The organism is Cellulomonas sp. NEAU-ZC6, assembly GCF_056844425.1.
This window is the reverse complement of the sequence record NZ_JBXFYH010000001.1, coordinates 127,052-149,597: the sequence shown is the minus strand read 5'-3', so window position 1 is coordinate 149,597 and position 22,546 is coordinate 127,052. Positions and strand designations below refer to the sequence as shown.

Here is a 22,546-nt window from a genome sequence, read left to right as displayed (position 1 = left end):
CGATAGCCTGGGCGGACGGGGGCAGCCGACGGGCGCGAGAGGACGGGTGGCGGGTGACCGGCCACGGGTTCGAGATCGGCCGGGACGGCCCGAGCGCCGTCGTGGTCGGGGTGGACGGCTCCGACGCCTCGCTGCGGGCGGCCGCGTACGCCGTCGGGGTCTGCCGCCGCCAGGGCAGCCGCCTGGTTGTCGTCTACGTCCGCGAGCCCGGCGGCGGGCTGGCGTCGATGATGGACAGCACCGGCGTGGCGAGCGCCGCTGCCGTCCGGCACCAGGACGACGTCGAGCGGATGCTGCGCGACTCCCGGGCGCTCGCGCACGCCGGCGGCGTCCCGGTGGACCTGGTGGTTCGGACGGGCGACCCGTACCAGGTGCTCGCCGAGACGGCGCACGAGGTGCGCGCCGACGGGGTCGTCGTCGGCTCGTCGAGCGGCCTCGGGCACCGCATCGCCGGCTCGCTCGCGGTCCGCCTGGTGCGGAACGCGCGCTGGCCGGTCACCGTGGTGCCCTGAGCCCGGCGCGGGGGCCACTTCAGGCGGACGCCGCCCGCAGCAGCCCGGACTCCCACGCCACCGCGGTGTCGAGGGTCACGTAGCCGCGCTCGGCGAAGAACACGGTGACCCGGTCCTCCTCCACGACGGATACCTGCCCGGCGCCCCACTCGGCGTGCTCGACCGGCTGGCCGGGCCGCAGCGGCGCGTCCGCCACCTCGACGGAGGTGCCGGCGTCGCAGCTGTCGCACGTGCCGCACCGCTGCGGGTGCGGCTCCCCCAGCAGCTCCAGCAGCAGCCGGCGCCGGCAGTCGGTCGTGTCGGCGTACGTGCGCACCACCTCGACGCGCGACCGCTCGACCGTCGCGCGCTCCTCCTGCCGCCGGGCGGCGGTGGCCGCCGCCGCCTGCGCGGACAGCCCCGTGGCCCGCAGCGCACCGTCCTCGCGCACCACGGCACCGGTGTCGAGCAGCACGCCGAGCGCCCGGGACACCGTGCGCGCGGCGAGGCCGCTCGCGGCGACCAGCGCCGCCTGGTCCGCCGCGGGGTCGTCCTGGAGCGCCCGGACGGCGTCGAGCACCGTCGCCAGCGTCGCCCGCCGCGGCACGCCGCCCGAGCGGAGGTACTGGTTCAGCCCGAAGTCGTCCGGCCGGGACACCAGCACCGCCCGCGCGGGCTCGCCGTCCCGGCCGGCCCGCCCGACCTCCTGGTAGTAGGCGTCCAGCGACGTCGGCGGACCGGCGTGCACGACGAACCGCACGTCCGCCCGGTCGACGCCCATCCCGAACGCGCTGGTCGCGACCACCAGGTCGTGCTCGCCGTGCAGGAACGCCCGCTCGACCCGGGCCCGCTCCCTCGCCGGCAGCCCGGCGTGGTAGCCCAGCGCGGGCAGCCCGGCGGACTCGAGCGCGGCCACGAGCTCCTCGACGTGCGCGCGCGTCCGTGCGTACACCAGCCCGGCGCCGCCGGGGTCGGCGGCGAGCCCGGCCACCAGGGCGACCACCCGGTCGTCCCGCTCCCGGGGGGTGGCCGCGTGGTGCGCCCCGAGCCAGATGTTCGGCCGGTCCGCGTCGTGCACCAGCACCCGGGGGTCGACCATCCCGAGCCGCTCGACGACCTCCTCGCGCACCTGCGGCGAGGCGGTCGCGGTCAGCGCGAGCACCCGGGGTCGGCCCAGGCGCTCGACCGTGCCCGCGACGTGCACGTAGTCCGGGCGGAAGTCGTGGCCCCACTCGCTGACGCAGTGCGCCTCGTCGACCACCACCAGGCCCACCGGCGCGCGGTCGAGCGCCTCGACCACCGGGCGCCGCACCAGCTGCTCGGGTCCGAGCACCAGGACGTCCAGGTCGCCCGCGGCCGCCCGCTCGAGCGCGGCGCGCTGGGCGGCCGCGCCCCGGGCGGAGCTGACCGCCTCGGCCCGCAGGCCGGCTTCGCGCAGCCCCTCGACCTGGTCGCGCTGCAGCGCGAGCAGCGGCGAGACCACCACCGTGAGCCGCCCGCTCAGGAGGGTAGCGACGGCGTACACCGCGGTCTTGCCGGCGCCGGACCGGGCGACGAGCAGCGTGTCGTGCTCCTGCAGGCCGTCCAGGGCGTCCCGCTGCGCCTCGCGCAGCTCGGCGCCGGGTCCGAGCACGCGGCGCACCGCGTCGTCCAGGCCGGTCGCCGACGCCGGCCCGTCGTCGTGCGTCGTCACCAGCGGCTCAGCGCTCCGGCCGGTGCATGCCGAGGAAGAACGCGCCGCCCGACGCCAGGATCCCCAGGCTGAAGATCGTGATCGACGCGCTCTCGACGGCGAGCGCCATCAGGCCGAATCCGCCGAGGAACAGGACGAGCAGGACGACGAACAGCAGCACCCGGCCCGCGGGGGGCCGCGGCGGCTGCTCCTCGGACGCGCGGGTCCGCTCGAAGTCGTCGGTGGTGCTGCGGGCGTCGGTCACGGGAGGCCTCTCGGGGGGTCGGATGCTCAGCGGGGCTGGGCGGGGTTGGTGGGGACGCCGTGCGACGGCGGGTTCTGCGGCGGGCCGGAGGTCTGCGGCGACACGGTGCCGCCGGCGGACGGCGGCGGCGCGGTCTCCGCGGCCGGCGCGCTCGCGTCCCCGCCGGACGGGCGCTGGCCCTCGGCCAGGTCGAGCAGCCGGTGGTCCAGGATCTGCAGCACGAGCGGGCGCTTGGCGTGCGCCTCCTCGTAGCGGCGGAGCACGTCGAGCTCCTCGGCCTCCAGGCTGCGCACCCGGTGGCCCAGCGAGCCGATCGGCAGGTGGTCGTAGTCCGGGATCGGCAGGTCCTCGCGGCGGACGTCGTCGGTGCTCATCGAACCTCCTGCGTGTCGTGGGTGTCGGGCGCAGGTTCCGACGCTAGGACGGGCCGCCGGGGCCTGCCACCGGAGCAGGGCCCGCGCCTACCATCAGCCATGGTCACGACCGACCCGCCCGCCGCACCCGCCCCGTCGTCGGTCCCGCCCTCGCCGCCCGGGCCCCGCATGGTCGACGAGCGGTTCGCGGCACCGCCCGAGGACCGGGGCTGGACGATGGCGTACCTGCCGGCCTGGAGCTCGCGGTCCGCGGCCGCCGCGCACGCCCGCACCGGTCCCGGTGGCCTGCACCTGAGCGTGCCGCCGGAGCACCCGGTCTGGTGCCCGGGCGACCACACGCCCCCGCTGCGGGTGTCGGCGGCGCAGAGCGGCAGCTGGTCGGGGCCCGTCGGCAGCACGCAGGGGCAGCAGCCGTTCCGGCCCGGGCAGCGCGTGCGCGAGCAGCAGCCGGCGCGCTGGGCGTACACGCCCCACCACGGCCGGGTCGAGGTGACCTGCCGGGCGACGATCGGTCCCGGGTCCATGTTCTCCGCGTGGCTGGTCGGCATCGAGGACGTGCCGGAGCGCAGCGGCGAGATCTGCCTGGTCGAGGTGTTCGGCGAGACCCTGGCGCCCGGCCCCGACGGCACGCCGACCGGCGCCGTCGGCTCGGGCGTGCACCCGTTCCGGGACCCGGCGCTGCGGGAGCAGTTCTCCGCGCCGCGGATGCCGCTCGACGTGGCCGAGCCGCACACGTACGCCGTGGAGTGGCGTCGCGGGTCGCTCGCCTTCGAGGTGGACGGCACCGTGACGCGCGAGCTCGACCAGGCGCCCGACTACCCCGTGCAGCTGATCCTCGCGGTGTTCGACTTCCCCGACCTCCCGCACGCGCCCGACGGCCCCGCGGTCCCGGAGCTGGTGGTGACGCGCGTGCGCGGGACGACCTAGGCGTCGTCCGGCTTCGTGAACGCCGCGTGCACGGCCGCCTTGGCCCGGTCCGGGAGCACCGCGGCCGCGGCCGACTGCATCTTCGTCTTGAGCGAGCGGACCTCGATCTTGTCCTTGCCGTCCATCATCGCCTCGAACGCCTGGTCGGCCACGTCCGCCGGGTCGTCCTTGGGACCGCGGCCGACCGGGGTGTCCTCCATGCCCGCGCGGGCGAAGAACGCCGTGTCGGTCGGGCCGGGCAGCAGCGCGGTGACGGTGACGCCGGAGTCGTCGAGCTCGTGCCGCAGCGCCTCGGCGAACGACTGCACGAACGACTTCGACGCGGCGTAGGTCGCGTAGTACGGCCCGGGCATCAGCGAGGCCGTCGACGACGTGACCAGCACCCGGCCCGCGCCGCGGCGGACCATCGCCGGCACCAGGGCCTTGGCGAGCCGTACCGTGCCGACCACGTCGACCGCGATCACGCGCAGGTCGCCCTCCAGCGGCGTCTCGACGAACGCCCCGCCCGCGCCGGTGCCGGCGTTCAGCGCGAGCGCGTCCACCGGGCGGCCGGTCGCCTGCACCGCGTCCACCAGGGCCTGCACGCCCTCGGCCGTGCCGAGGTCGGTCTGCACGGCCTGCACCGCGTTGCCCGCCGCCGACAGCGCGTCGGCCGCGAGCGTGATCTGGGGCTCGTCGGCGGCGACGACCAGGTCGAAGCCCTCCTCGGCGAACCGGCGTGCCAGCTCCAGGCCGATGCCGCTGGACCCGCCCGTGACGACGGCCAGGGGTCGCAGGGTGGTCTGCTCGGGCTGCGTGCTCTCGTCGGTCATGGCGCGTGCCTCTTCCCTCCGGTGGCGACGGGCGAGGTGCCGCACCCGTCGCCGGGGACGCTAGGTCGAGGCGCGCGGGCCCGCCACCGGTGGGGCCGCTGCGCCGCGGGTCAGGGAGCCAGCACGATGTCCGCGTAGGTGGTCAGGGCGTGCGCGGCCACGGTCGCCTCGACGGCCCCGAGCGGGTCCGCCGCGACGTACGGCGCCAGGTCGAGCCCGGTGAGCGCGGCGATCATCGCCACCGGCACCTGGAACGTCCGGTACGCGCCGAACGCCGCCTCGGTCAGCACGCCGGGCAGGAACGCGTGCTGGCCGAGCACGTACCCGGTCACGACCAGGGACCCCGCCGCGTCGACGACCGCGACCACCTTGTAGAACTGCCGCGGGAGCAGCACCCCGCGGTACGGCGGGTCGTCCGGGGCCAGGACCGGTCCGCTGGCCACGCTGACCCGCAGGCGGTCCCGGCGGGCGGTGCCGAGCACGTACTCCTCCAGCCCCAGCCACAGCGTCGAGCCCGCGTTGAACGCGTGGTGCTGGGGCGCCGAGTTCGTGTAGTGGAACGTGTCGTCGTTCGCCGCGCGCGCGAGCGGGCCCCAGGCGGGGTCCAGCCGCCGGACCAGGTGCCCGCGGTCGAGCGCGTTGTCCGCGTAGACCGCCGCGCCGGTCTGCTCGTCCCGGGGCAGCCGCGGGTCCAGGATCCACCGGTCGTCGCCCCGGAGCAGCGCGTCCGTCCGGCCGCCGTCGATGTTCACCGCCGTGAACAGCGCGAGCCGTCGGGTGCGGTGCACCACGACGCTGAAGTGGTGGTACCGGAGCTCGGCGGAGGCGACGGCGGCGTTGGACCCGACGCCGGGCAGCGGGAGCGCGGTGCCGAGGAACCCGGGGTCGTAGCCGCCGCGCGTCGTGTAGTCGGGGTCGATCGCGAGGGCCTCGGACACTCCGGGGGGTGCGGCGCCGGGACGCACGGCGTCGGGGGGTGCCGGGGCTCCGGGTGCGGGGTCGGGGCGGTGGCCGTCGTGCGGCGCACCGGCCTGGTGCGCGCCCGGGCGGGGCGGTGCGGGCTGCGGCGCGGCCGGCTGCGCGGGAGCCTGGCGCCCGGCGGGGCCGTCGTGGTCGGCCTGCGCGAGCGTGACCGAGACCGTCAGGCGCAGCGGGATCTGCACCGTCACGGGCGCGACCGCGGCGCCGTGCCCGGGCGGCCTGCCGTCGGTGCCGCCGTCGGTGCTGCCGGGCTCGTGGGGCGTGTCGGGTGCGTCGGGCGCGTCGGGCGCGTCGGGCGCGTCGGGCGCGTCGGGCGCGGGGCGACGCTCCTCGCCGTACGGCACCGAGGCCCCGGCACCCCGGCCGCCGTGCGGGGAGGGGGCCGTGCCGAGCTCGGCGACGAGCGCCCGGCCCTCGACGTCCAGGTCGGCGGCCTCCAGGTGCCGCAGGATCCTGCTGATCCGGATGCCCTCGTTGAGGAAGCCGCCACCGGTCGTGCCGCTCGCGCCCGCCGTGCGCGCCTGCGCGTCGGGGACGCTCGCGTGGTGCAGGGCGATGACCTCCCACTGGTCGTTGAACACCGGCGACCCCGAGGACCCCGGCTCGGTGTCGGTCACGTAGTGCAGCACCTGCTCCGGGATGTCGACCAGCTTGTTCTCGCGGAGCACGACCTCCTTCTCGCGGCCCCGCGGGTGCTGCACGATCGTCACGCACTCCCCCACGACCACGGTGCCCTGCGCGTCGGTCAGCCGGCACCAGCCGTAGGGCGCCGTGCTCGCGGGCGAGCCCGCCACCGCGACCATCGCGAAGTCCAGTGCCTGGTCGGCGACGAAGAACCGCGCGGGGTCGAACCGCAGCTCCACCACGGGCAGCAGCGCGCCGTCGAGCGACCGCTGGAAGTCGAGCTCCAGCGCGCTGCCGGTGGCCACGTCGGACGAGGGCAGCACGTGGTGGTTGGTCAGCAGCAGGTGCCGCGAGACGAGGAACCCCGTCCCGTACCCGGCCACCCGCCCGTCGGACCCGCGGATCACCACCCGGCCCACCGTGCGCTGCGCGACGTGCCCGCCCTCCAGGTACCGGACGGCCAGGAAGTCCGGCTGGTTGATCACCTTCTCCAGGAGCACCTCGGGCGTCTGCGGCAGGGCGAGCCGCGCCGCGGCGTCGGCGACCAGGCTGGCGGGCGCGGCGTCGTCCGGCACCGAGTCCGGGTCGGCACCGGTCAGGAACCGGCTCACCCGGTCCAGACGCCGCGCCAGCCGCACGGGGTCGTTGGCGCCCACCATCTCGCCGCCGTCCAGCTGGTCCATCGTCGGCGCGCGCTCCGCGGCCCGCTGCTGCGCGCGCCGGGCGGCCAAGGCGTGCTGGTAGTCCTCCTGCTCCCGCAGACGAGCCGACAGTGCGGTCGAGCCACCCGGTGCGGCGACGGTGTCCATGGCCTCGGCCCCCTCGAGCCGGTCGATCACGGTGCGGCCTCGAGGACGCCCCGTCGCGGGACGCGGGCGGATGCCGGACGGGAGCGGGCGCCGTTGCCCGGTCCCCGCCCGACGACTGTGTCGCAATGCGGACAAATGTGACGCTAGCAGTGCGCCACGGCCGGCACCAGACCCGCTGCGCACGGTCTCTTGACGGGCACCGGAGCCGGTGCTCCACTCGGAGGACCACGAGCACGGGACGACGGAGTCCGCATGGCCGACCGCACGCGCGTCCGACGCACCCGCACCCGCGCCCGCGCCCGACGGGGCGGGTGAGCCGGGCGTGGTCCGCGCGGTGGTGCTGATCGGCGTCGCCCGGACGGGCGGCCGGTTCCCGGAGCTGCAGGCGGTCCCCGGGGCACTGGCCGCGGTGCGGGACTGGGCGGCGCTGCAGGGAGTGCCCGACGACCTGGTGCTCACGTTCGCCGACACGGACGGCGGCACCGTCACGACGGGAGACGTGCTGGCGGGGGTCCGCCGCCTGCTCGACCGGGGCGACGTCGACCAGCTGGTCGTCTACTTCAGCGGGCACGGCATCAACACCGGCAACGCCGAGTTCTGGCTGCTGCCGGGCGCGCCCGAGGACGGGAGCCAGGCCGTGAACGTCTCGCTCACGTCCTGGTACGCGGAGCGGCTGCCCGTGCGGCACGTCGTGCTCGTGTCCGACGCGTGCCGCACCGCTGCGAGCACCGTGCAGGAGCTGAGCGTCCAGGGGGTGGCGGTCGTCCCGAACCTGCCGCCGCGCGGACCGGCGGCGGCGGTCGACGTGTTCTACGCGTGCGCGCTCGGCGACCCCGCCTACGAGGTCAAGGACCCCGCCACCTCGGGTGCCGCCTACCAGGCGCTGTTCACCACCGTGCTGGTGGCTGCCCTGCGGGGGGACCACCCCGCGCTGGTGACAGGTGGCGACGGCCCCGCCGCGGCCTACGGGCTGGTGCAGCCGTGGCCCCTGAAGCGCGCGCTGCCGTCGTTGGTCGCTGACCGGCTCACCGCGATGCACGCGCCGCTCGACCTCGCGCAGACGCCGGACGCCCGGCTGTCCTCGGACCCGACGGTCGCGTGGCTGTCACGGCTCGAGCCGTGGCCGGCCGGAGCCCGGGTGCCGGCGGGGGCCGGGGTGCCTGCGGAGGCCGGGCTGCCCACGGGGGCGGGGGCGGGGGTGTCGGCGGGGACGGGGGTGTCGGCAGGGACGGGGGTGTCGGCGGGGACGACGGAGTCGGCCGAGACCGAGCTCTTCGTGCCGGACGGCGCTCTTCCGCAGCCACCGCCGGCCGTCGTCGGCACCTCGAGCGGCGAGGCGGCCGCGCGCACCCCGGCCACCCCGGTCGCCGCCCTCACCCGCGACGCCACGGTCGCGGCCGCCGCGGACCGGCTGGCCGCGAGCCTCGCGGTCGGCGCCTGGCTGCCGTCGGCCGGGGGTGGTGTCGGCGGCACCGACGCGGGCGGCACCGGTGGCCGTGTCGGCGCCGGAGACGTCGAGCTCGAGGTCGCGGTGCTGGCCGGCCCGCCGGTGGTGGTGCACGGTGACGAGGTCGTGCGGGTCGACCAGGTGACGTCCACCGCGGCCGTGGTCACCTTGGCCTCGGGCGGTTGCGCGGTGCTCCCGACGCTGCCCGGGAGGATCACCCTCGCCACGGTCGAGGACGGCCACCTGGTCGACTGCGCGCTCGCGCGCGCCGGGACGGACGGCTCCGGCCCCGACGAGCCTCGAGCCGGTGTCGCCGCCGTCGGGCGGTCGGGTGCCGCCGATCCCCTCGCCCGTCGCGCCCTGACGGCGGCCTGGTCCCGGTTCGGGCTGACCCGGGACGACCCCCCGGAGGACGACCCGGACCTCGCCGCCGACCCGCTCGAGGCGGTCTACCGCGCGTGGGACCTGCACGACCGCGGCCGCCGTGCCGAGCTGGCGGCGCTGGCGCGAGGAGACGGTCCCGCCGCCCGCCTGTTCGACGTCCTGCTGCTCGCCGGCGGCCCGGACGTGGACAATCCGGGCGGGCCGGACGGGCTGGGCCGTCCGAGCCGGCTGGGCGCTCCCGGCCGTCCGGGCGGTGCGGCCCACGCGGACGGTCCGGGAGGCCGAGGTGCGCCCCGTGTGGCCACGAGCAGCACGGCGGGACCGTGGGCGGGCCTGCTCACGCCGGTCCCGCTGCTCGCGCGCGGCTGGGCGCTGCTACCGGGAGCACCTGCCGCCGTGCGGGACGCGGCGCTCGCCTTCCCGGCCCGGCTGCCGTCGCACTGGACCCTGTTCGCCGCGGCCGACGCGCCGCGGGTCGTCGCGGCCGTCGCCGCGACCGCGCCGGACCGACCCGAGGAGTCGTCATGAGGACGCTGGTGCTGGTGCACGGCCGTGCGCAGGAGCACAAGGAACCGCTCGCGGTGAAGCAGGAGTGGCTGTCCGCCCTGGACGTGGGCGCCCACCACGTCGGCCGGCGGCTGGACCTCCCGGACGACCGGGTCCGGCTGCCCTACTACGGGCAGACGCTGTACGACCTGGTCTCCGGCGATCCCGAGCACGCGGCCGAGGTCGTCGTCCGGGGGTCCGAGGACGGCCCGACCGCCGAGGACGAGTTCGTCCGCGCCGCCCTGCTCGAGATGGCCGAGCACGCCGGGGTGCGGGAGGCCGACGTGCTGGCCGAGGTCGGCGAGGACGTCGTGGAACGGGGACCGCTGAACTGGCGCTGGGTGCGCGCGACGCTCACCGCCCTGGACAGGCTGCCGAACGTGAGCGCCTGGTCGGTGGCGCTCGCCACCCGGGACGTCTACCAGTACCTGAACAACGTCCGGGTCCGGGACACCATCGAGGACGGCGTCCGCCAGGCGCTGGACGGCACGGACGAGGCCGTGGTCGTCGCGCACTCGCTCGGCACGGTGGTCGCGTACAACCTGCTGCGGCGCGAGGCGGCGGCGCGCGGCTGGAAGGTGCCGCTGCTCGTCACCCTCGGCTCCCCGCTGGCCGTGACGACGATCGCGCGCACGCTGCGACCGCTGTCCTGGCCGGAGCCGGTCGGGACCTGGTTCAACGCGCTGGACCCGCAGGACATCGTCGCGCTGCACCCGTTGACCGCCCCCTGGTTCGGCGTGGACCGGGTGGACAACTACGACAAGGTCGACAACCCCACGTCCAACCAGCACGGCATCTCCGGTTACCTGTCGGACCCGCGCGTGGCCGCCACGATCCTCGACGCGGTGCACGCCTGAACGGGCGTGAGCCAGACGCGCGCCTGGACGCTGAGTCCGCCTGAGCAAGGCGACCTTCGAGAGGGGTGCCCACCCGAGCGAGGCGCGCACCCGAGGGAGGCGCACACCCGAGCCCGGGGCACGTCCGGGCGCGGAGCACCGTCACGCCGCAGAGTGCCCCGGCGTCGCCCTCAGCCGAGCAGCTCCAGCAGGGCCCCGAGCGCCGGGTCCGGCAGGCCGAGCGCGTGCCACGCGGCGGGCAGCAGCGCGGGTTCGGTCGCGCGTGCCGCGGCGAGCGTCCGGTTCTTGAGCGCGACGGGGATCCGCATCGGGTCGAGCAGGTCCGCCACCTCGCGCGCCAGGTCGCGCGGCCGCGGCACGAGCCCCGTCACCGCGACGCGCAGACCGGCGGCGAGGTCGACGTCGCCCAGCTCGACGACGGTGCCGAGCGGCAGCGCGTCCGCCCGGTTGGTCGAGCCCTCCGGTGCCGGCAGCAGCGCGGTGGCGACGGCCCGGCCCGCGCCGCCGCCCGCGGTCGTGCTCGTGGTCGCGGTCGCGTCGGGGCCGGGGACCAGGCCGACGAGCTCGAGGCGCAGCCGCCGGCGGGTGCGCGCACCCGGGCCCGACGGCGGGTCGACGGTGAGCAGCACGCCGTCCGGGCCCGACGGCTCCCATCCGACCCGGGTGGTCTGCGGCTCCGGTGCCGCACCCCCGTCGTCCTCCAGCAGGACGGCCGCACCGCCCTCGCCCGGGTACACGCGCAGGGTCAGCGCGTCCGGGGTCCGGGAGACGTCGGCCATCGGGTCGGTCGCGAGCACCAGCACGGTGCCGGCCCGGGCGAGCACGGGCACGGCGTCGAGCCCGCGGTGCATCCGCAGCCGGCGACCGCCCGCGTAGCGGCGCCCGGTGACGGCGTCGTACCAGTCGCCCGGGGGCAGCCACGCCTCGACGGTCGCCAGCCCGGAGGCCGGCTCGGCGGGCGTGGTCACCGGTGCGACCACCAGGTCAGGACCGAACAGGTACTGGCCCGGCACCTCGTAGGCCTCGGGCTCCTCGGGGTGGTCGTGGTACATGGGGCGCGCGGGGCCGACGCCCTCGGTGTGGGCGGTCCACATGGCGGAGTAGAGGTACGGCACCAGCGCGTGCCGGGCGCGCAGCGCGCGGGTCATCGCGCGCTCCGCCACCGGGTCGAACCGCCACGGCTCCTTGGCGACGAACTCGTCGCTGGACGAGTGCAGCCGGTTGACGGGCGAGAGCGCGCCGAGCTGGAACCACCGGACCATCAGCTCGGGGTCGAACGTCGCGCCGAAGTGCCCGCCGATGTCGTGGCTCCACCAGAAGTACCCGACGTTGGCCGCGGTGGCGGTGAACTCGGGCTGGAAGGCCAGCGACTCCCACGTGGCGTACGTGTCGCCGGAGAAACCGATCGGCTGCCGGTGCGACCCGAGCCCGGCGTACCGGGAGAACGTCAGCGGCCGGCGGCCGTCCCGGCCGGAGTCGCGGTAGTGCACGTCGTTCAGCATCCACAGCGGGTCGAGGCCGGGGATGCGGGAGGTCGCGCCCGACTGCCAGTCCAGCCACCACAGGTCGACGCCGATCTCCTCGTGCGGGTGGTGCAGCCGCTCCAGGTAGGTGCGCGTGAACGCGGGGTCGGTGATGTCGAACGCGACCGGCAGCCCCTCGGCCGGGTCCAGGCCGAGGTCCCGCGCGACGTCCGCGTAGGCGGCCTCGTGCGAGCGCACGCCGTCCGCCGGGTGCACGTTGACCGCCACCCGGAGGCCACGGCGGTGCAGCTCGGCGAGGAACGCGGCGGGGTCGGGGAACAGCTCGGTGTTCCAGGTGTATCCCGTCCAGCCGCTGCCCAGCGCGGGGTCGATGTCGACCAGGTGCCAGTCCATGTCGAGCACCGCGACCGACAGCGGCACGCCCGCGGCCGCGAAGCGGTCCATCAGCGCCAGGTACTCGGCCTCGTCGTAGCGGTGGAACCGGCTCCACCAGTTGCCGAGCGCCCAGCGGGGCACGAGCGGGCTCGGCCCGGTGAGGGCGAAGAAGTCGCGCAGCGCGGCGGCGTGGTCGAGGCCGTAGCCGAAGAAGTAGAGGTCGTGCCCCGCGCCGTCGCGCGGCACGGGGCGCCCGTCGGCGTCGAGCGCGAGCGACGCCGAGTCGTCCACCACCGCGAAGCCGTCGCGGGACAGCAGCCCGGTGCCGAGGTCGGTCCGGCCGTCGACGTCGTCGAGCGTCCGTGCGGTGCCGCTGAGGTTACCGCCGCGGACGCCCTCGGCCGGGTCGCCGAACCGCCACTGCGTGACGTGGCCCGCCTGCGCGCGGGTGCGCATCGACACGCTGAGACCGGAGGGCGTGAACGGCCCGCCGTCGTAGCGCAGCTGCAGGTGCTCGGTCCACAGCTCCAGGCCGTGCTCGTCCTGGCGCACGGTGAAGTCCGGGACGGGCAACAGGCGGCGCTGCACCAGCTGGGTCGGCCGGTCCTCGAAGGAGCCGTCGGCGCGGTGCTCGAGCCGGAGCAGCCGGCTGGTCAGCACCGTCACCCGGTAGCCGGGCCCCGTGACCACCGCCGCCGGGTCCGCCGCGGCGGCCGTCGCCGCGGGCTCGGTCGGTCGGGTCGGGGTGGCGCGCTCGGTCACCGGGTGCCTCGTTCCGTGGGTCGACGACGTCATTGTGGTTTACCGCTATACCTCGCGGCTGCGATGCTAGCCTCGGGCCCGCTGCCGGGCCAATCGGCTCCGCCAGATCTGGGGACGAGGGGGCGGCCGTGGCGACGATGCGGGACGTGGCGCGGGCCGCGGGCGTCAGCGCGATGACCGTCTCCAACGTGCTGAACGGGCGGCGCGGCCGGGTCTCCCCCGCCACCGTGAGCCTGGTCGAGGACACCATCGCCCGGCTGGGCTACGTGCCGGACGGCGCGGCGCGGGCCCTGTCCGCGCGCAGCTCGGGCATCGTCGCCCTGGTCTACCGCGGGGGCGGCGACCGGCCGGCGCTGGCCAACCCGCACGACTCCGAGCTCGTCGGCGAGGTCGAGCGCTGGGTCAGCCGCTCGGGGAGGCACCTGATGATCCACGCCGCGGAGGACGTCGTGACCACCGCGGGCAACCTGCGGACGTGGAACGTCGACGGCGCGATCCTGCTCGGGGTGCTCGCACCGCAGGTGGCCGAGCTGCGGCGGCTGTCGGGCGTGCCGATGGTCCTCGTCGACACCGCCGACGACACCGGGGACGACGGGTTCGCCACGGTCGGGGTCGACGACGTCGGCGGCGGGCGCCTGGCCGGCGACCACCTGGCCGGGCTCGGGCACCGCCGGACGGCGTTCGTCGGCCCCGACCCCGCCGCCGGCGGCGTCATCGCGGACCGGTACCGCGGCTGGCGCGCGGCGCTGGACGACCACGGCGTCCAGGACGACCTGGTCCTCCGGACGGCCACGAGCTCGTTCGAGGCGGGCCTGGAGGCCGCCACCCGGCTGCTGGCCGCGCCGGAGCTCCCCACCGCGGTGTTCTGCACCGCCGACATCCTCGCGATCGGGTTGCTCAAGGGGCTGCTCGGCGCGGGGGTCCGGGTGCCGGAGGACGTCTCGGTCGTCGGGTTCGACGACCTGCCGGAGTGCCGGCACCTCACCCCCACGCTCACGACCGTCCGCCAGGACGTCCGCGCCAAGGGCCGGTCGGCGGTGGAGCTGCTCACGCAGGTGATGACCGGCACGACCGGCACCGCGGACGGCGCTCCGCCGCGCACGACGCTCCCGGTGGAGCTGGTGCCGCGGGAGACCGTGGCGGCGCCGCGGGCCTGAGCCCGCCCGGGCCGGCGGCCGGGCAGTGCGGCGCACGGGATGACGCGACGCTGCGCGACGCCCGGCGACTAGCATCTCGCCCTTGTGAGCCACCTCGTCGAGACCGTCGTCCCGCGCCGCCTCGGCGTGCCGTTCCGGTGGCTCCTGGCGTCGTCGTGGGTGAGCAACCTGGGCGACGGCATCGCGATCGCCGCCGCTCCCCTGCTCGTGGCGTCGATGACCGAGGACGCGCGCCTGGTGGCCCTGGCGGCCACGCTGCAGTGGCTGCCGCTGCTGCTGTTCGGGCTGCTCGCCGGCGCGCTCGCCGACCGGTGGGACCGCCGCCGGATCGTCATCGTGGTGAACACGGTGCGCACCCTGGTCCTGGCGGCGCTGGCGGTCACGATCGGCACGGGGCAGGAGTCGATCGCCCTCGTGCTCGCCGCGATGTTCCTGCTCGGCACGGCGGAGGTCTTCGCCGACAACGCGACGCAGACCTTCCTGCCGATGCTGGTCGCGCGCGACGACCTGGTCGTGGCGAACGCCCGGGTGCAGACCGGCTTCATCACCGTGAACCAGCTGGCCGGGCCGCCGTTGGGTGCCGCGCTGTTCGCCCTCGGCGCCCTGTGGCCGTTCGCGGCGCAGGCCGTCGTCGTGGCCGCGGCCGCGCTGCTGGTCGCCCGGATGGCGCTCCCGGCGCGCGAGCCGGACCCGGGGCCGCGCCGGCACATCGGCCGCGACATCGCCGAGGGCTTCCGGTGGGCCATGCACCACGCGGCCGTCCGGACGCTGGTGCTGACCATCTTCATCTTCAACATCACGTTCGGCGCCGCCTGGTCCGTCCTGGTGCTGTACGCCACGCAGCGCCTCGGGCTCGGCGAGATCGGCTACGGCCTGCTCACCACCGTGATGGCCGCCGGCGGGCTCGTGGCGATCCCCGCGTACGGCTGGATCACCCGGCGGGTGTCGCTCGGCAACCTGATGCGCATCGGGCTGGTCGTCGAGACGCTCACCCACCTCGGGCTGGCGCTGACCCGGCAGGCCTGGGTGGCGGTCGGCATCTTCTTCGTGTTCGGCGCGCACGCCTTCATCTGGGGCACCACGTCGGTGACGATCCGCCAGCGCGCGGTGCCCGTCGCGCTCCAGGGGCGCGTCGGCAGCGTGAACACCGTGGGCGTGTTCGGCGGGCTGGTCGTCGGGTCGGCCATCGGCGGCACGCTCGCCGAGCACTGGGGCGTCACCGCGCCGTTCTGGTTCGCCGCGATCGGGTCGGCGCTGTTCGTGGTGCTCATCTGGGGGCAGCTCCGGCACGTCGCGCACGCCGACGAGGCGCCGGCCCCGCTCGCCGAGGAGGACGTCGCCGACCCGGCCTGAGCCCGCCCGGCGTCGTCCGGCCGACCTCACCCGGCCGCGCCGCGCTCGCACGCGGCCCCGCCGAGATGACACTCCCGGCCTGCGCAGGAGGGGCTGGTCGCAGGAGCGGAGTGCCATCTCGGCGGGGGGCGCCTCGGCGCGGGGGCGTCTCAGCGCGGGGGCGGGACGCGCTCCACGACCGAGCCCTCGGCCGGGACGGCGTCGGTCCGCAGCACCGGCTCGTCCGCGGCGCGGCGACGCTCCCGGAACGCGCGGAACAGCACCGGCACGCCGCGCGCCACGCCCAGGTCAGCGCCGTCCATCGCCTGCAGGTGCACGTGCGGCTGGGTCGAGTTGCCCGAGTTGCCGCAGGAGCCGAGCTGCTCCCCCGCGACCACGGACTGCCCGACGCCGACGCGCACCGACCCGGCGCGCAGGTGCACCACCGCGACCACCGCGTCCCCGGCCCGGGTGGCGACCAGCACGTGGTTGCCGGCGATCGCGCCGACGCCCTGCCGCAGCCGCCCACCCTGCCCGAGGACGTACCGCGCCAGGGTCAGCGGGGAGCGGCGCGCCGCGTGATCGGGCTCGCCGTCGTGCACCGCGACGACGGTGCCGCCGACCGGCGCCAGCACCGGGCGCCCGAACGCGACGAAGCCCTCCGGCGGCTCGGTGGCCAGGGCCGCCCGCCAGCCGGCCGACGACGCGGTGCGCCCGCGGACGTCCACCCCGACGAAATCGATCGCCCAGGTGCTGGCGAGCAAGTGCGTCCCGTGGCTGGGCACGCGGCGGGCCGGGCTGTTCCGGACGCGCCACAGGCCGTCGAACGGGAGGTCGACCACGACCGGGCGCTGCGGCACGCAGCCGAGTCTCCCCGGCGCCGGGCTCAGCGGTCCAGGGCCGGCTCCCACCCCGACGCCGCCGCGACGTCCGCGGCGATGTCCACCACGTCCCGCCCGTCGGTCGGCACCCGGGTCACCCACGGTCCCGCGGCCCGATCCAGGCGCTCCGCCGCGGCCGCGCTGCGGTCCAGGTGCTCGCGCAGCGCGGACCCGATCTCCCGCGGACCCAGGCGGTCGCGCACGGTGCGGGCCGAGGCGGTGAGCAGCACGCCGCTGATCTCGGCCCGGCCGCCCAGGGCCCGGGTGATCAGCTCCCGCTCCAGCACGCTGACCGTGTTGACGTAGACCAGCCGCCGGTACCCCGCCGCGGCGTAGGTCGCCCAGACGGCCCGCAGGTTCGCCTCCGTCAGCGCGCTGCCGTGCGGGTCGCCGGCGGGCTTCGGGTACGCGGCGCTCAGGTTGTCCCCGTCGACCAGGCAGTGCGCGAGCCCCGCGCGCGCCCAGCGGTCGGAGACCTCGAAGGCGACGGACGACTTGCCCGCGCCGGACCGGCCCGCCACGAGCAGCACCTGCGGCACCAGGGCCCCGGTCACGCCTCCGCGCCCGCCTCCGCCACCCCCGCGACGGCCTTGGTCCGCGACCGGCCGGCCGTGTCCTTCAGGACGACGTACTTGAGGTCGACGTGCGGCTCGAGCGCGCTGAACTTGTCGTTCGGCGCGCCGATCACCAGCTGGAACCCGAGCCCGCGCCACGCCCCGATGGCGCGGCCGGTGAACCGTGCGTCGGCCTTGATCAGCGCCTCGTCGAGGAACACCGGGGCGTAGCGCGGCCGCTCGGCCCCGGCGTCGCCCAGCTGGTACCGCAGCGCGGCCCCGACGATGAACGCCACGAGCTCCTGCGACTCGCCGCCGGACTTCTCCCCGATGTGGTCGTAGAGCGCGACGTGCTGACCGTCCAGGTCGACCTTCTCGGCGCTGAGCCGCACGTGGCGGCGCACGTCGACCAGGTCGGCGAAGTCGGGCGCGGTGCGCCGGATCCGGTCGATGACCTTGGCCATCCGGTGGTACCGGCGCTCGCGCTCGGCGTCGGTGGCCTCGGTGGCGAGCACCTCCTGCAGGTCGCGCAGCTCCTTGCGGAACCGCGCCACGACGGTCGACTGGGTGTCCCGGGCGTCGATGCGCAGCCGGTGCTCGTCGTCCGCGAACGGCAGGTCGGCGAGGATGTCGTTGACCGGGCGGATCCGCTCCTTGATCTCGCGCACCGACCGGCCGAGCGCGTGGTGCAGGTCCGTCAGGTCGTTCCCGGACAGCCGCAGCAGGCTCTTGCGCCAGTCGGCCTCGAGCTCGTGCAGGCCGTTGGTCTCCAGCGACGTGAGGATGCGCTCGAAGTCCGCGTAGGCGCCGTCGGGGTCGGTGCCCAGGTTCGGGTCCGGCCAGCGCTCGACGAACGTCTCGAAGGTCCGGACGAGCGCGGTGCGGGCGGCGTCGACGGTCCGCTCGGCGCTCTGCCGGTCGGCCCGCAGCAGCTCGTTGGCGCGGGCCACGGTGTCGTCGAACGCGGCGAGCGCGGCCGCCGGCGGCACGTCGGGCGACCCGTCCGGCAGCCCACGCCCGCCCAGCAGCGCGTCGAGGTACGCCTGCTGGTCCGGGCCCACGACGGTGCCGCTGTCCTGCGCGTCGTCGATCGCCTGCTGGGCGACGTCGACCTCGTCGGAGATCGCCGACCAGCGCGACCCCAGGCCCTCGGCGGTGCCCTTGGTCCGGCCGACCTCCTCGGTCAGCGCGCGGATGGACGTCTCGAGCTCGGTGGTCCGCCGCTGCAGGCGGGTGATCTCGGGGTTGCCGGCGGTGACGTCCTCGACCACCTGCTGCCACAGTGCCTGCTCGGCCTCGACGGCGGCGACGTCGACCTGGTCCCAGCTGATCGCGTCGATCTGCTCGTAGGCGCGCACCTCGACGTCCCGGGAGTCGAGGTCCCGGTCGGCGGTGACGACCTTGCGCTCGGCGACGGCGAGCCGCTCCTCGGCCGCGGCGATCTGCTCGTCGAGCAGGGCGAGCCGCCGGGTGTTGGTGAAGCCCAGCACGTTGGCGCGGCCCTGGCCGCCGTGCGCACCACGGCGCCCCTCGGACACCTGGCCCGACCGGGTCAGCGCCTTGGGGTGCTGCGCGAGCTCGCCGGTGGTGTCGACGCAGACGTACGCGAACCGGCTGGCCAGCTCGCTGCGCAGCCAGCCGGTGAACGGCCCCGTGCGGAAGTCCAGGCGCCCGGGCAGCGTCCGCGCGTCCAGGGCGACGTCGGACGCCAGCCCGGTCGGCACGCCCTCGAACCGGATCCGCCGCCCGGTGGGCACGGCGTCGATGGCCTTGCGGAACGCCCCGAGGTGCGCGGAGTCGATCAGCAGCAGCGTCGCGAACCCGCCGAGGGCCAGGTTGAACGCCTCGCGCCACGGCTCGTGCTCGGTGCGGACCTCGACCAGCTCGGCGACGAACGGCAGCTGCTCCGGGGTGAGCCCGGCCGCCTCGGCCAGCGCCGCCCGGGCGCGGTGCAGGTCGCCCGGGATGTTGTCCTGGCGGCGCGCCACGGCGGCACGGTCCGCGCGCAGGTCGGCGAGGTCGAGCCCGGCCTGCTTCTTCTCCGACATCGCCGCGCCGAACGCCTCGCGCGCCGCCGCCTTGGCGTCGGTGTCGCGCTGCACGGCCCGACCGCGCTCGGCGAGCTCGTCGAACTCGGCCTCGGTGCGCACGGCGATGCCGAGCGCGCTCAGCAGCAGGTCGTCGAGCCGGGCGCGCGCCCGCCGCACCCGGTCCAGCTTCTCCTGGGTGGCGGTCAGCTCGCGCTGGGCGGTGGCCAGCCGGTCGCCGCCGGAGGACCACAGCGTCTCCCGGACGCCCTCGAGCTCCGAGCGCGCGGCGGCGATCCGGCTGGTCGTCTCGACCGCCTTGCGCTCGGCCTGCAGGTGCCCGCGCTGCAGCTCCTCCTCGACGGCGCGCAGCAGCCCGAGCCGGCGCTCGTGCCGCCACAGGGCCGCGGGAGAGCCGGCGTCGTCGAACCCGCCGACCCGGTCGATCACCTCGAGCCGGGCCGTCGCCTCGTCCGCCGCGGCACGGTGCCCGCGGATCGGCTCCAGGGCGGTGACCTGCTGCCGCGCGGTGATCATCTGCTCGCGCGTGCCGGTGAGCTTGTCGAACTGCTCGACCACCGCGTCGGCCGTGGCGAAGGTGCTCGGCTCCTCCAGGACCATCGCCTTGTAGAGGGCGTCGACCGTCGTGATCTGCTGGCCCGCCTGGATGCGGCCGAGCAGCGCGACGGCCTTGGTGCCGTCGCCCGTCGCGCCGATCCCGAGGGTCGAGTGCAGCCGCGCGGTGAACTCGCGGTCCGTGTCGAACGGGGTGAGCCCGGCGGCGACCAGCGCGGACCGGCCGAACCGGTCGGCGGCGGCGTGCTCCAGCTCCCGCAGGTCGACCGGGCCGTCGACGGTCGCGCGCACCGCGACCACGTCCTCCAGCGTGCGCGCCGCCGACGGCACGTACCAGGCCCGCACGCCCGTGAACTCGCGCCCGGCCTGGTCGGCCCAGGTCATCGCGATCGCCGACCAGGTGTCCCGGCCGTCGCCGCGCAGCACCCGCTCGCGGGTGCCCTCGTCGGTGCGCGACTCGTCGAGCTTGCCGCGGGCGTAGGACAGGATGTTGCGCTGGTCCTTGCCGCGCGGGCGGCCGACGACGCCGCCGTTGGAGGCGCCGTTGAACGGCGTGGTGTGCGGCATCAGCAGCGCGATGTAGGCGTCCATCAGCGTGGACTTGCCCGAGCCGGAGCCGCCGGACAGCAGCGTGGCCGTGGACGCGAGCCGGACGCGGTGGTGGCCGTCGTACCCGCCCCAGTTGACCAGCTGCAGGTCGCGGGCGACCCACTGCTGGCCCGTCGACGCGGCGGGGATGAGCCCGAACAGGGTGTCGACCATCGTCATCGCGCGACCTCCTCGGTCTGCTCGGTCTCGTCGGCGGGCTCAGCGGGCTCCGCGGGCTGGTCCGGCTCGGCGTCGTCCGCGAGCGCCGCGGCCTCCTCGAGCGTCGGGCCGAGGTCCTCGGCCGGGGTCCCGGGCTCCTCCCCGCCGGGTCCGTCGGCCTGCTCCGCGTCGGGCACGTCCTCGACGGCTTCGGTCAGGACAGGCTGGCCGCCGGTCCGCACCTGCTCGCGCAGCCACTCCCGCAGCTCGACCAGCCGCTCGTTGCTGAGCACGATCTCGACCAGCGGGGTGATCCGGAACCGCCCCTCGGACTCCTCCTCGACCAGGCCCTCCTTGGCGAGGCGCGCCACGGCGGTGCGGATCTCGCGCTGGCGCGCGGCGATGTTGGTGTCGTCGGGGTCGAAGTAGGTGAGCGCGGTCTGCTCGATCTCCTCGACGTCGACGCGCACGGACGTCTCGCCGGCACCCTGGCTGCGCTGGAAGACGGATCGCAGGTACACCAGCACGAGGGTCTCGGCGCGGGTGTAGGACTCGTCGCGGAGCAGCACCGGCACGTCGAGCTCGGCGGAGCGGACCTGCTTCTTGTAGGCGACGCCGCGCTCGTGGTCGACCACGAGGTGCACGAACAGGTCGTGCAGCCGGGACTCGATCACCTGCTGGTTGTCCAGCAGGGTGCGCCACTGGGCCGCGTTGCGGTCGGCCAGCAGGAACCGGCGCTGCAGCAGCCGGACCAGGACGCGGCGGACGTCGGCGTCGAGGGTGCCGGAGTCGCCGGCGAACAGCTCGGCCGGGTCCTCCTCCATGGAGACGGGCGCGATGAACGCGTCCACGTCCTCCGGGGCGGGGGCCGTGGTGGGCGTGTCACTCATCGTCAGCATCCTTCGTCAGGGTCGTCACGGCGCCGAAGGCGAACCGGCGGCGGCTGCCGTCCGGTCGCACGGCGTCGACGAACGCGACCTCGTCGGTCTCGACCATGCCGCGCTGGTGCGCGATCTCGAGCAGGCCCAGCAGGTCCACCGGGCGCCGCAGCAGGTCGGGGGCGGCGTTGAACGCGGCAGCGACGTCCACGCCCTCGTGCCCGTCGGCGTACCGGGCCAGGTGCCGGCCGAGGTCGGCGTAGTGCGGGCCGCCCCAGGCCAGGGCCTCGTCCTGCGGCCCGGCGGGGTCGTCGTCGTCCCACTCGGTCAGCGGGTTCGGCGGCTCGGCGGGGCGCAGGTCGCCGGCGGTCTGGCGCAGGTGCTCGACCTCGGCCACGGGGAGCCGGTGCAGCGGCTCGACGGCCTGCCCGCGCCGGGCGTCGGGCACCCAGGCCTGCAGGCCGCTCATCACGTCGCGCAGCAGCTCGTCGACCTGCCGGTCCCGCAGCGGGTCGTGGTTCCGCACCTGCGCGGTGATGACGTACGAGGCCTCGCGCTGGGCGGTGAACACCTGCTCCAGGCCCTGCTCGATGCGCCGGCCGATCTCCTGCAGCTCGGTGCGCTGCTGCGCGGGCAGCCGCCGCGTGAACCGGTGCCGCAGCACCACGTCGAGCTGGTTCGCGAGCTGGTCCAGGCGGTCCGGGTCGCCGATCAGGCGCAGCGCGCCCGCGAACGCCCGTCCCTCGGCCGTCGACTCCATGACGTGCTCGCCGCGGTCCAGGTACTCGCGCAGCACGGCGCCCGTGGGCCGCTCGTCCTGGCGCAGCGCCGTCACGACGTCGCGCTGCATGGCCTTGATCGACTCGGCGACGCGGGCGAAGTCGGCCGGGAGCTCGCGCACCAGGTGCAGGACGTTCTCGGCCTCCTCCAGCAGCTGGTCCTCGCCGACCGGCTCCACCGTGCCGGTGCGCTGGACCCGGTCGAGCTCGGCCCTGAGCCGGGCGATCTCCGCGTCCAGGCGCGCCATCCGCATCAGCACGTCGGGGTCGGCGTCCTCGGCGAGCCGGCCCACGGCGTCCAGCAGGGTGCGCACCCGGGACTGCGAGACCTTCGACCGCACCCCGCCCGCACGGCCGGCGACCTCGAGGGCACCCACGGCGTGCGCGGACAGCCGGTAGACCTCGACGTCGTCGTCCTGCACCTGGCGGACCAGCCAGCCGGCGTCGGTCCACTGCCGGCACAGGTCGCGCGCGGTCCCGACGGGCAGGTCGTCGTCGTACCCGGCGGCCCGGAGCTGGTCGAGCGCGTCGCCGACCTCGGTGTGCGCGTCGGCGACCGGCACCTGCGGGCGCTCGGCGGTGAACACCACGGAGAGCAGGGACACGACGAGCGGGGCGTGCCGCTTGTGGAGCAGGTCCAGCATGGGGTTCTGGAACGCCCGGACGGCGCCCAGGTACGCCCCTTCGGCACGAGTGATCATCGCCGGACAGCGTAGGTGACGAGCGGGGGTCCCCCGGCACGCGTCCCCAGGCCGGTACCGGCGGGTCCACGCGGGTACCGGCGCCCTGAGGTGTCCGCCGACGC

Annotated in this window: 17 protein-coding genes; 6 read left to right on the top strand and 11 right to left on the bottom strand. The window is 76.1% G+C overall.

The features are described from left to right. Positions 1 to 53 precede the first annotated feature (53 nt). Positions 54 to 512, top strand: a complete 459-nt coding sequence (locus tag AC1050_RS00650; protein WP_482385456.1) for a universal stress protein — start codon at positions 54 to 56, stop codon at positions 510 to 512. Positions 513 to 531: 19 nt separating this feature from the next. On the opposite strand, the gene AC1050_RS00645 is transcribed toward AC1050_RS00650, so the two are convergent. The 3 genes from AC1050_RS00645 to AC1050_RS00635 are packed head-to-tail and all read right to left on the bottom strand — an operon-like array spanning position 532 to position 2,802. Next, positions 532 to 2,184: a RecQ family ATP-dependent DNA helicase gene (locus AC1050_RS00645; protein WP_482385455.1), complete on the bottom strand. Its 1,653-nt coding sequence runs from the start codon at positions 2,182 to 2,184 to the stop codon at positions 532 to 534. A 7-nt stretch (positions 2,185 to 2,191) separates the two neighbouring features. Then, positions 2,192 to 2,428, bottom strand: a complete 237-nt coding sequence (locus AC1050_RS00640) for a hypothetical protein (RefSeq protein WP_482385454.1) — start codon at positions 2,426 to 2,428, stop codon at positions 2,192 to 2,194. A gap of 26 nt (positions 2,429 to 2,454) precedes the next feature. After that, entirely contained in the window at positions 2,455 to 2,802 is a 348-nt protein-coding gene (locus AC1050_RS00635) for a DUF8129 domain-containing protein (RefSeq protein WP_482385453.1), read from the bottom strand. Between the two features lie 99 nt (positions 2,803 to 2,901). Here AC1050_RS00635 and AC1050_RS00630 point away from each other — a divergent pair, with 99 nt between their 5' ends. Beyond that, complete coding sequence (locus AC1050_RS00630; RefSeq protein ID WP_482385452.1) at positions 2,902 to 3,729, top strand: glycoside hydrolase family 16 protein; 828 nt, start codon at positions 2,902 to 2,904, stop codon at positions 3,727 to 3,729. Here AC1050_RS00630 and AC1050_RS00625 read toward each other — a convergent pair. Together AC1050_RS00625 and AC1050_RS00620 are read right to left on the bottom strand one after the other, a co-directional pair. Next, a complete protein-coding gene (locus AC1050_RS00625) occupies positions 3,726 to 4,541 on the bottom strand; it encodes an SDR family NAD(P)-dependent oxidoreductase (protein ID WP_482385451.1) in 816 nt (271 codons plus the stop codon). The genes AC1050_RS00630 and AC1050_RS00625 overlap by 4 nt on opposite strands. A gap of 110 nt (positions 4,542 to 4,651) precedes the next feature. After that, positions 4,652 to 6,985 carry a DNA/RNA non-specific endonuclease gene (locus tag AC1050_RS00620; protein WP_482385450.1) on the bottom strand — a complete coding sequence of 778 codons (2,334 nt, stop codon included), beginning with the start codon at positions 6,983 to 6,985 and terminating at the stop codon, positions 4,652 to 4,654. Between the two features lie 178 nt (positions 6,986 to 7,163). On the opposite strand from AC1050_RS00620, the gene AC1050_RS00615 reads away from it, so the two are divergent. Together AC1050_RS00615 and AC1050_RS00610 are read left to right on the top strand one after the other, a co-directional pair. After that, complete coding sequence (locus AC1050_RS00615) at positions 7,164 to 9,314, top strand: hypothetical protein (protein WP_482385449.1); 2,151 nt, start codon at positions 7,164 to 7,166, stop codon at positions 9,312 to 9,314. Further along, positions 9,311 to 10,189, top strand: a complete 879-nt coding sequence (locus tag AC1050_RS00610; RefSeq protein ID WP_482385448.1) for a hypothetical protein — start codon at positions 9,311 to 9,313, stop codon at positions 10,187 to 10,189. The genes AC1050_RS00615 and AC1050_RS00610 overlap by 4 nt, the downstream gene beginning before the upstream one ends. 170 nt (positions 10,190 to 10,359) lie before the next feature. On the opposite strand, the gene AC1050_RS00605 is transcribed toward AC1050_RS00610, so the two are convergent. Then, on the bottom strand, positions 10,360 to 12,810 hold the full coding sequence (locus tag AC1050_RS00605) for a glycoside hydrolase family 31 protein (protein ID WP_482385447.1): 2,451 nt from the start codon (positions 12,808 to 12,810) through the stop codon (positions 10,360 to 10,362). A gap of 137 nt (positions 12,811 to 12,947) precedes the next feature. Here AC1050_RS00605 and AC1050_RS00600 point away from each other — a divergent pair, with 137 nt between their 5' ends. Beyond that, positions 12,948 to 13,967 carry a LacI family DNA-binding transcriptional regulator gene (locus tag AC1050_RS00600; RefSeq protein ID WP_482387208.1) on the top strand — a complete coding sequence of 340 codons (1,020 nt, stop codon included), beginning with the start codon at positions 12,948 to 12,950 and terminating at the stop codon, positions 13,965 to 13,967. An 84-nt stretch (positions 13,968 to 14,051) separates the two neighbouring features. Further along, the gene (locus tag AC1050_RS00595) at positions 14,052 to 15,320 is read left to right on the top strand and encodes an MFS transporter (protein WP_482385446.1); all 1,269 of its coding nucleotides are present in this window, start codon (positions 14,052 to 14,054) and stop codon (positions 15,318 to 15,320) included. Between the two features lie 149 nt (positions 15,321 to 15,469). Here the strand turns inward: AC1050_RS00595 and AC1050_RS00590 are convergent, their stop codons facing one another. From AC1050_RS00590 to AC1050_RS00570, 5 genes are read right to left on the bottom strand one after another with little or no spacing between them, the layout of a single operon-like run. Next, entirely contained in the window at positions 15,470 to 16,159 is a 690-nt protein-coding gene (locus tag AC1050_RS00590; RefSeq protein WP_482385445.1) for a M23 family metallopeptidase, read from the bottom strand. Between the two features lie 26 nt (positions 16,160 to 16,185). Then, complete coding sequence (locus AC1050_RS00585; protein ID WP_482385444.1) at positions 16,186 to 16,734, bottom strand: adenylyl-sulfate kinase; 549 nt, start codon at positions 16,732 to 16,734, stop codon at positions 16,186 to 16,188. Then, positions 16,731 to 20,105: an ATP-binding protein gene (locus AC1050_RS00580; RefSeq protein WP_482385443.1), complete on the bottom strand. Its 3,375-nt coding sequence runs from the start codon at positions 20,103 to 20,105 to the stop codon at positions 16,731 to 16,733. Before AC1050_RS00580 ends, AC1050_RS00585 begins: the two co-directional genes overlap by 4 nt. Next, positions 20,102 to 20,974 carry a DUF4194 domain-containing protein gene (locus AC1050_RS00575; RefSeq protein WP_482385442.1) on the bottom strand — a complete coding sequence of 291 codons (873 nt, stop codon included), beginning with the start codon at positions 20,972 to 20,974 and terminating at the stop codon, positions 20,102 to 20,104. Before AC1050_RS00575 ends, AC1050_RS00580 begins: the two co-directional genes overlap by 4 nt. After that, complete coding sequence (locus AC1050_RS00570; protein ID WP_482385441.1) at positions 20,967 to 22,442, bottom strand: DUF3375 domain-containing protein; 1,476 nt, start codon at positions 22,440 to 22,442, stop codon at positions 20,967 to 20,969. Before AC1050_RS00570 ends, AC1050_RS00575 begins: the two co-directional genes overlap by 8 nt. Positions 22,443 to 22,546: the final 104 nt, after the last annotated feature.

What these genes read in the sequence shown, in the direction of transcription:
- AC1050_RS00635 (WP_482385453.1), bottom strand. Translation starts at nt 2,802, where the DNA reads ATGAGCACCGACGACGTCCGCCGCGAGGACCTGCCGATCCCGGACTAC.
- AC1050_RS00630 (WP_482385452.1), top strand. Translation starts at nt 2,902, where the DNA reads ATGGTCACGACCGACCCGCCCGCCGCACCCGCCCCGTCGTCGGTCCCG.
- AC1050_RS00625 (WP_482385451.1), bottom strand. Translation starts at nt 4,541, where the DNA reads ATGACCGACGAGAGCACGCAGCCCGAGCAGACCACCCTGCGACCCCTG.
- AC1050_RS00610 (WP_482385448.1), top strand. Translation starts at nt 9,311, where the DNA reads ATGAGGACGCTGGTGCTGGTGCACGGCCGTGCGCAGGAGCACAAGGAA.
- AC1050_RS00600 (WP_482387208.1), top strand. Translation starts at nt 12,948, where the DNA reads ATGCGGGACGTGGCGCGGGCCGCGGGCGTCAGCGCGATGACCGTCTCC.
- AC1050_RS00580 (WP_482385443.1), bottom strand. Translation starts at nt 20,105, where the DNA reads ATGACGATGGTCGACACCCTGTTCGGGCTCATCCCCGCCGCGTCGACG.
- AC1050_RS00575 (WP_482385442.1), bottom strand. Translation starts at nt 20,974, where the DNA reads ATGAGTGACACGCCCACCACGGCCCCCGCCCCGGAGGACGTGGACGCG.
- AC1050_RS00570 (WP_482385441.1), bottom strand. Translation starts at nt 22,442, where the DNA reads ATGATCACTCGTGCCGAAGGGGCGTACCTGGGCGCCGTCCGGGCGTTC.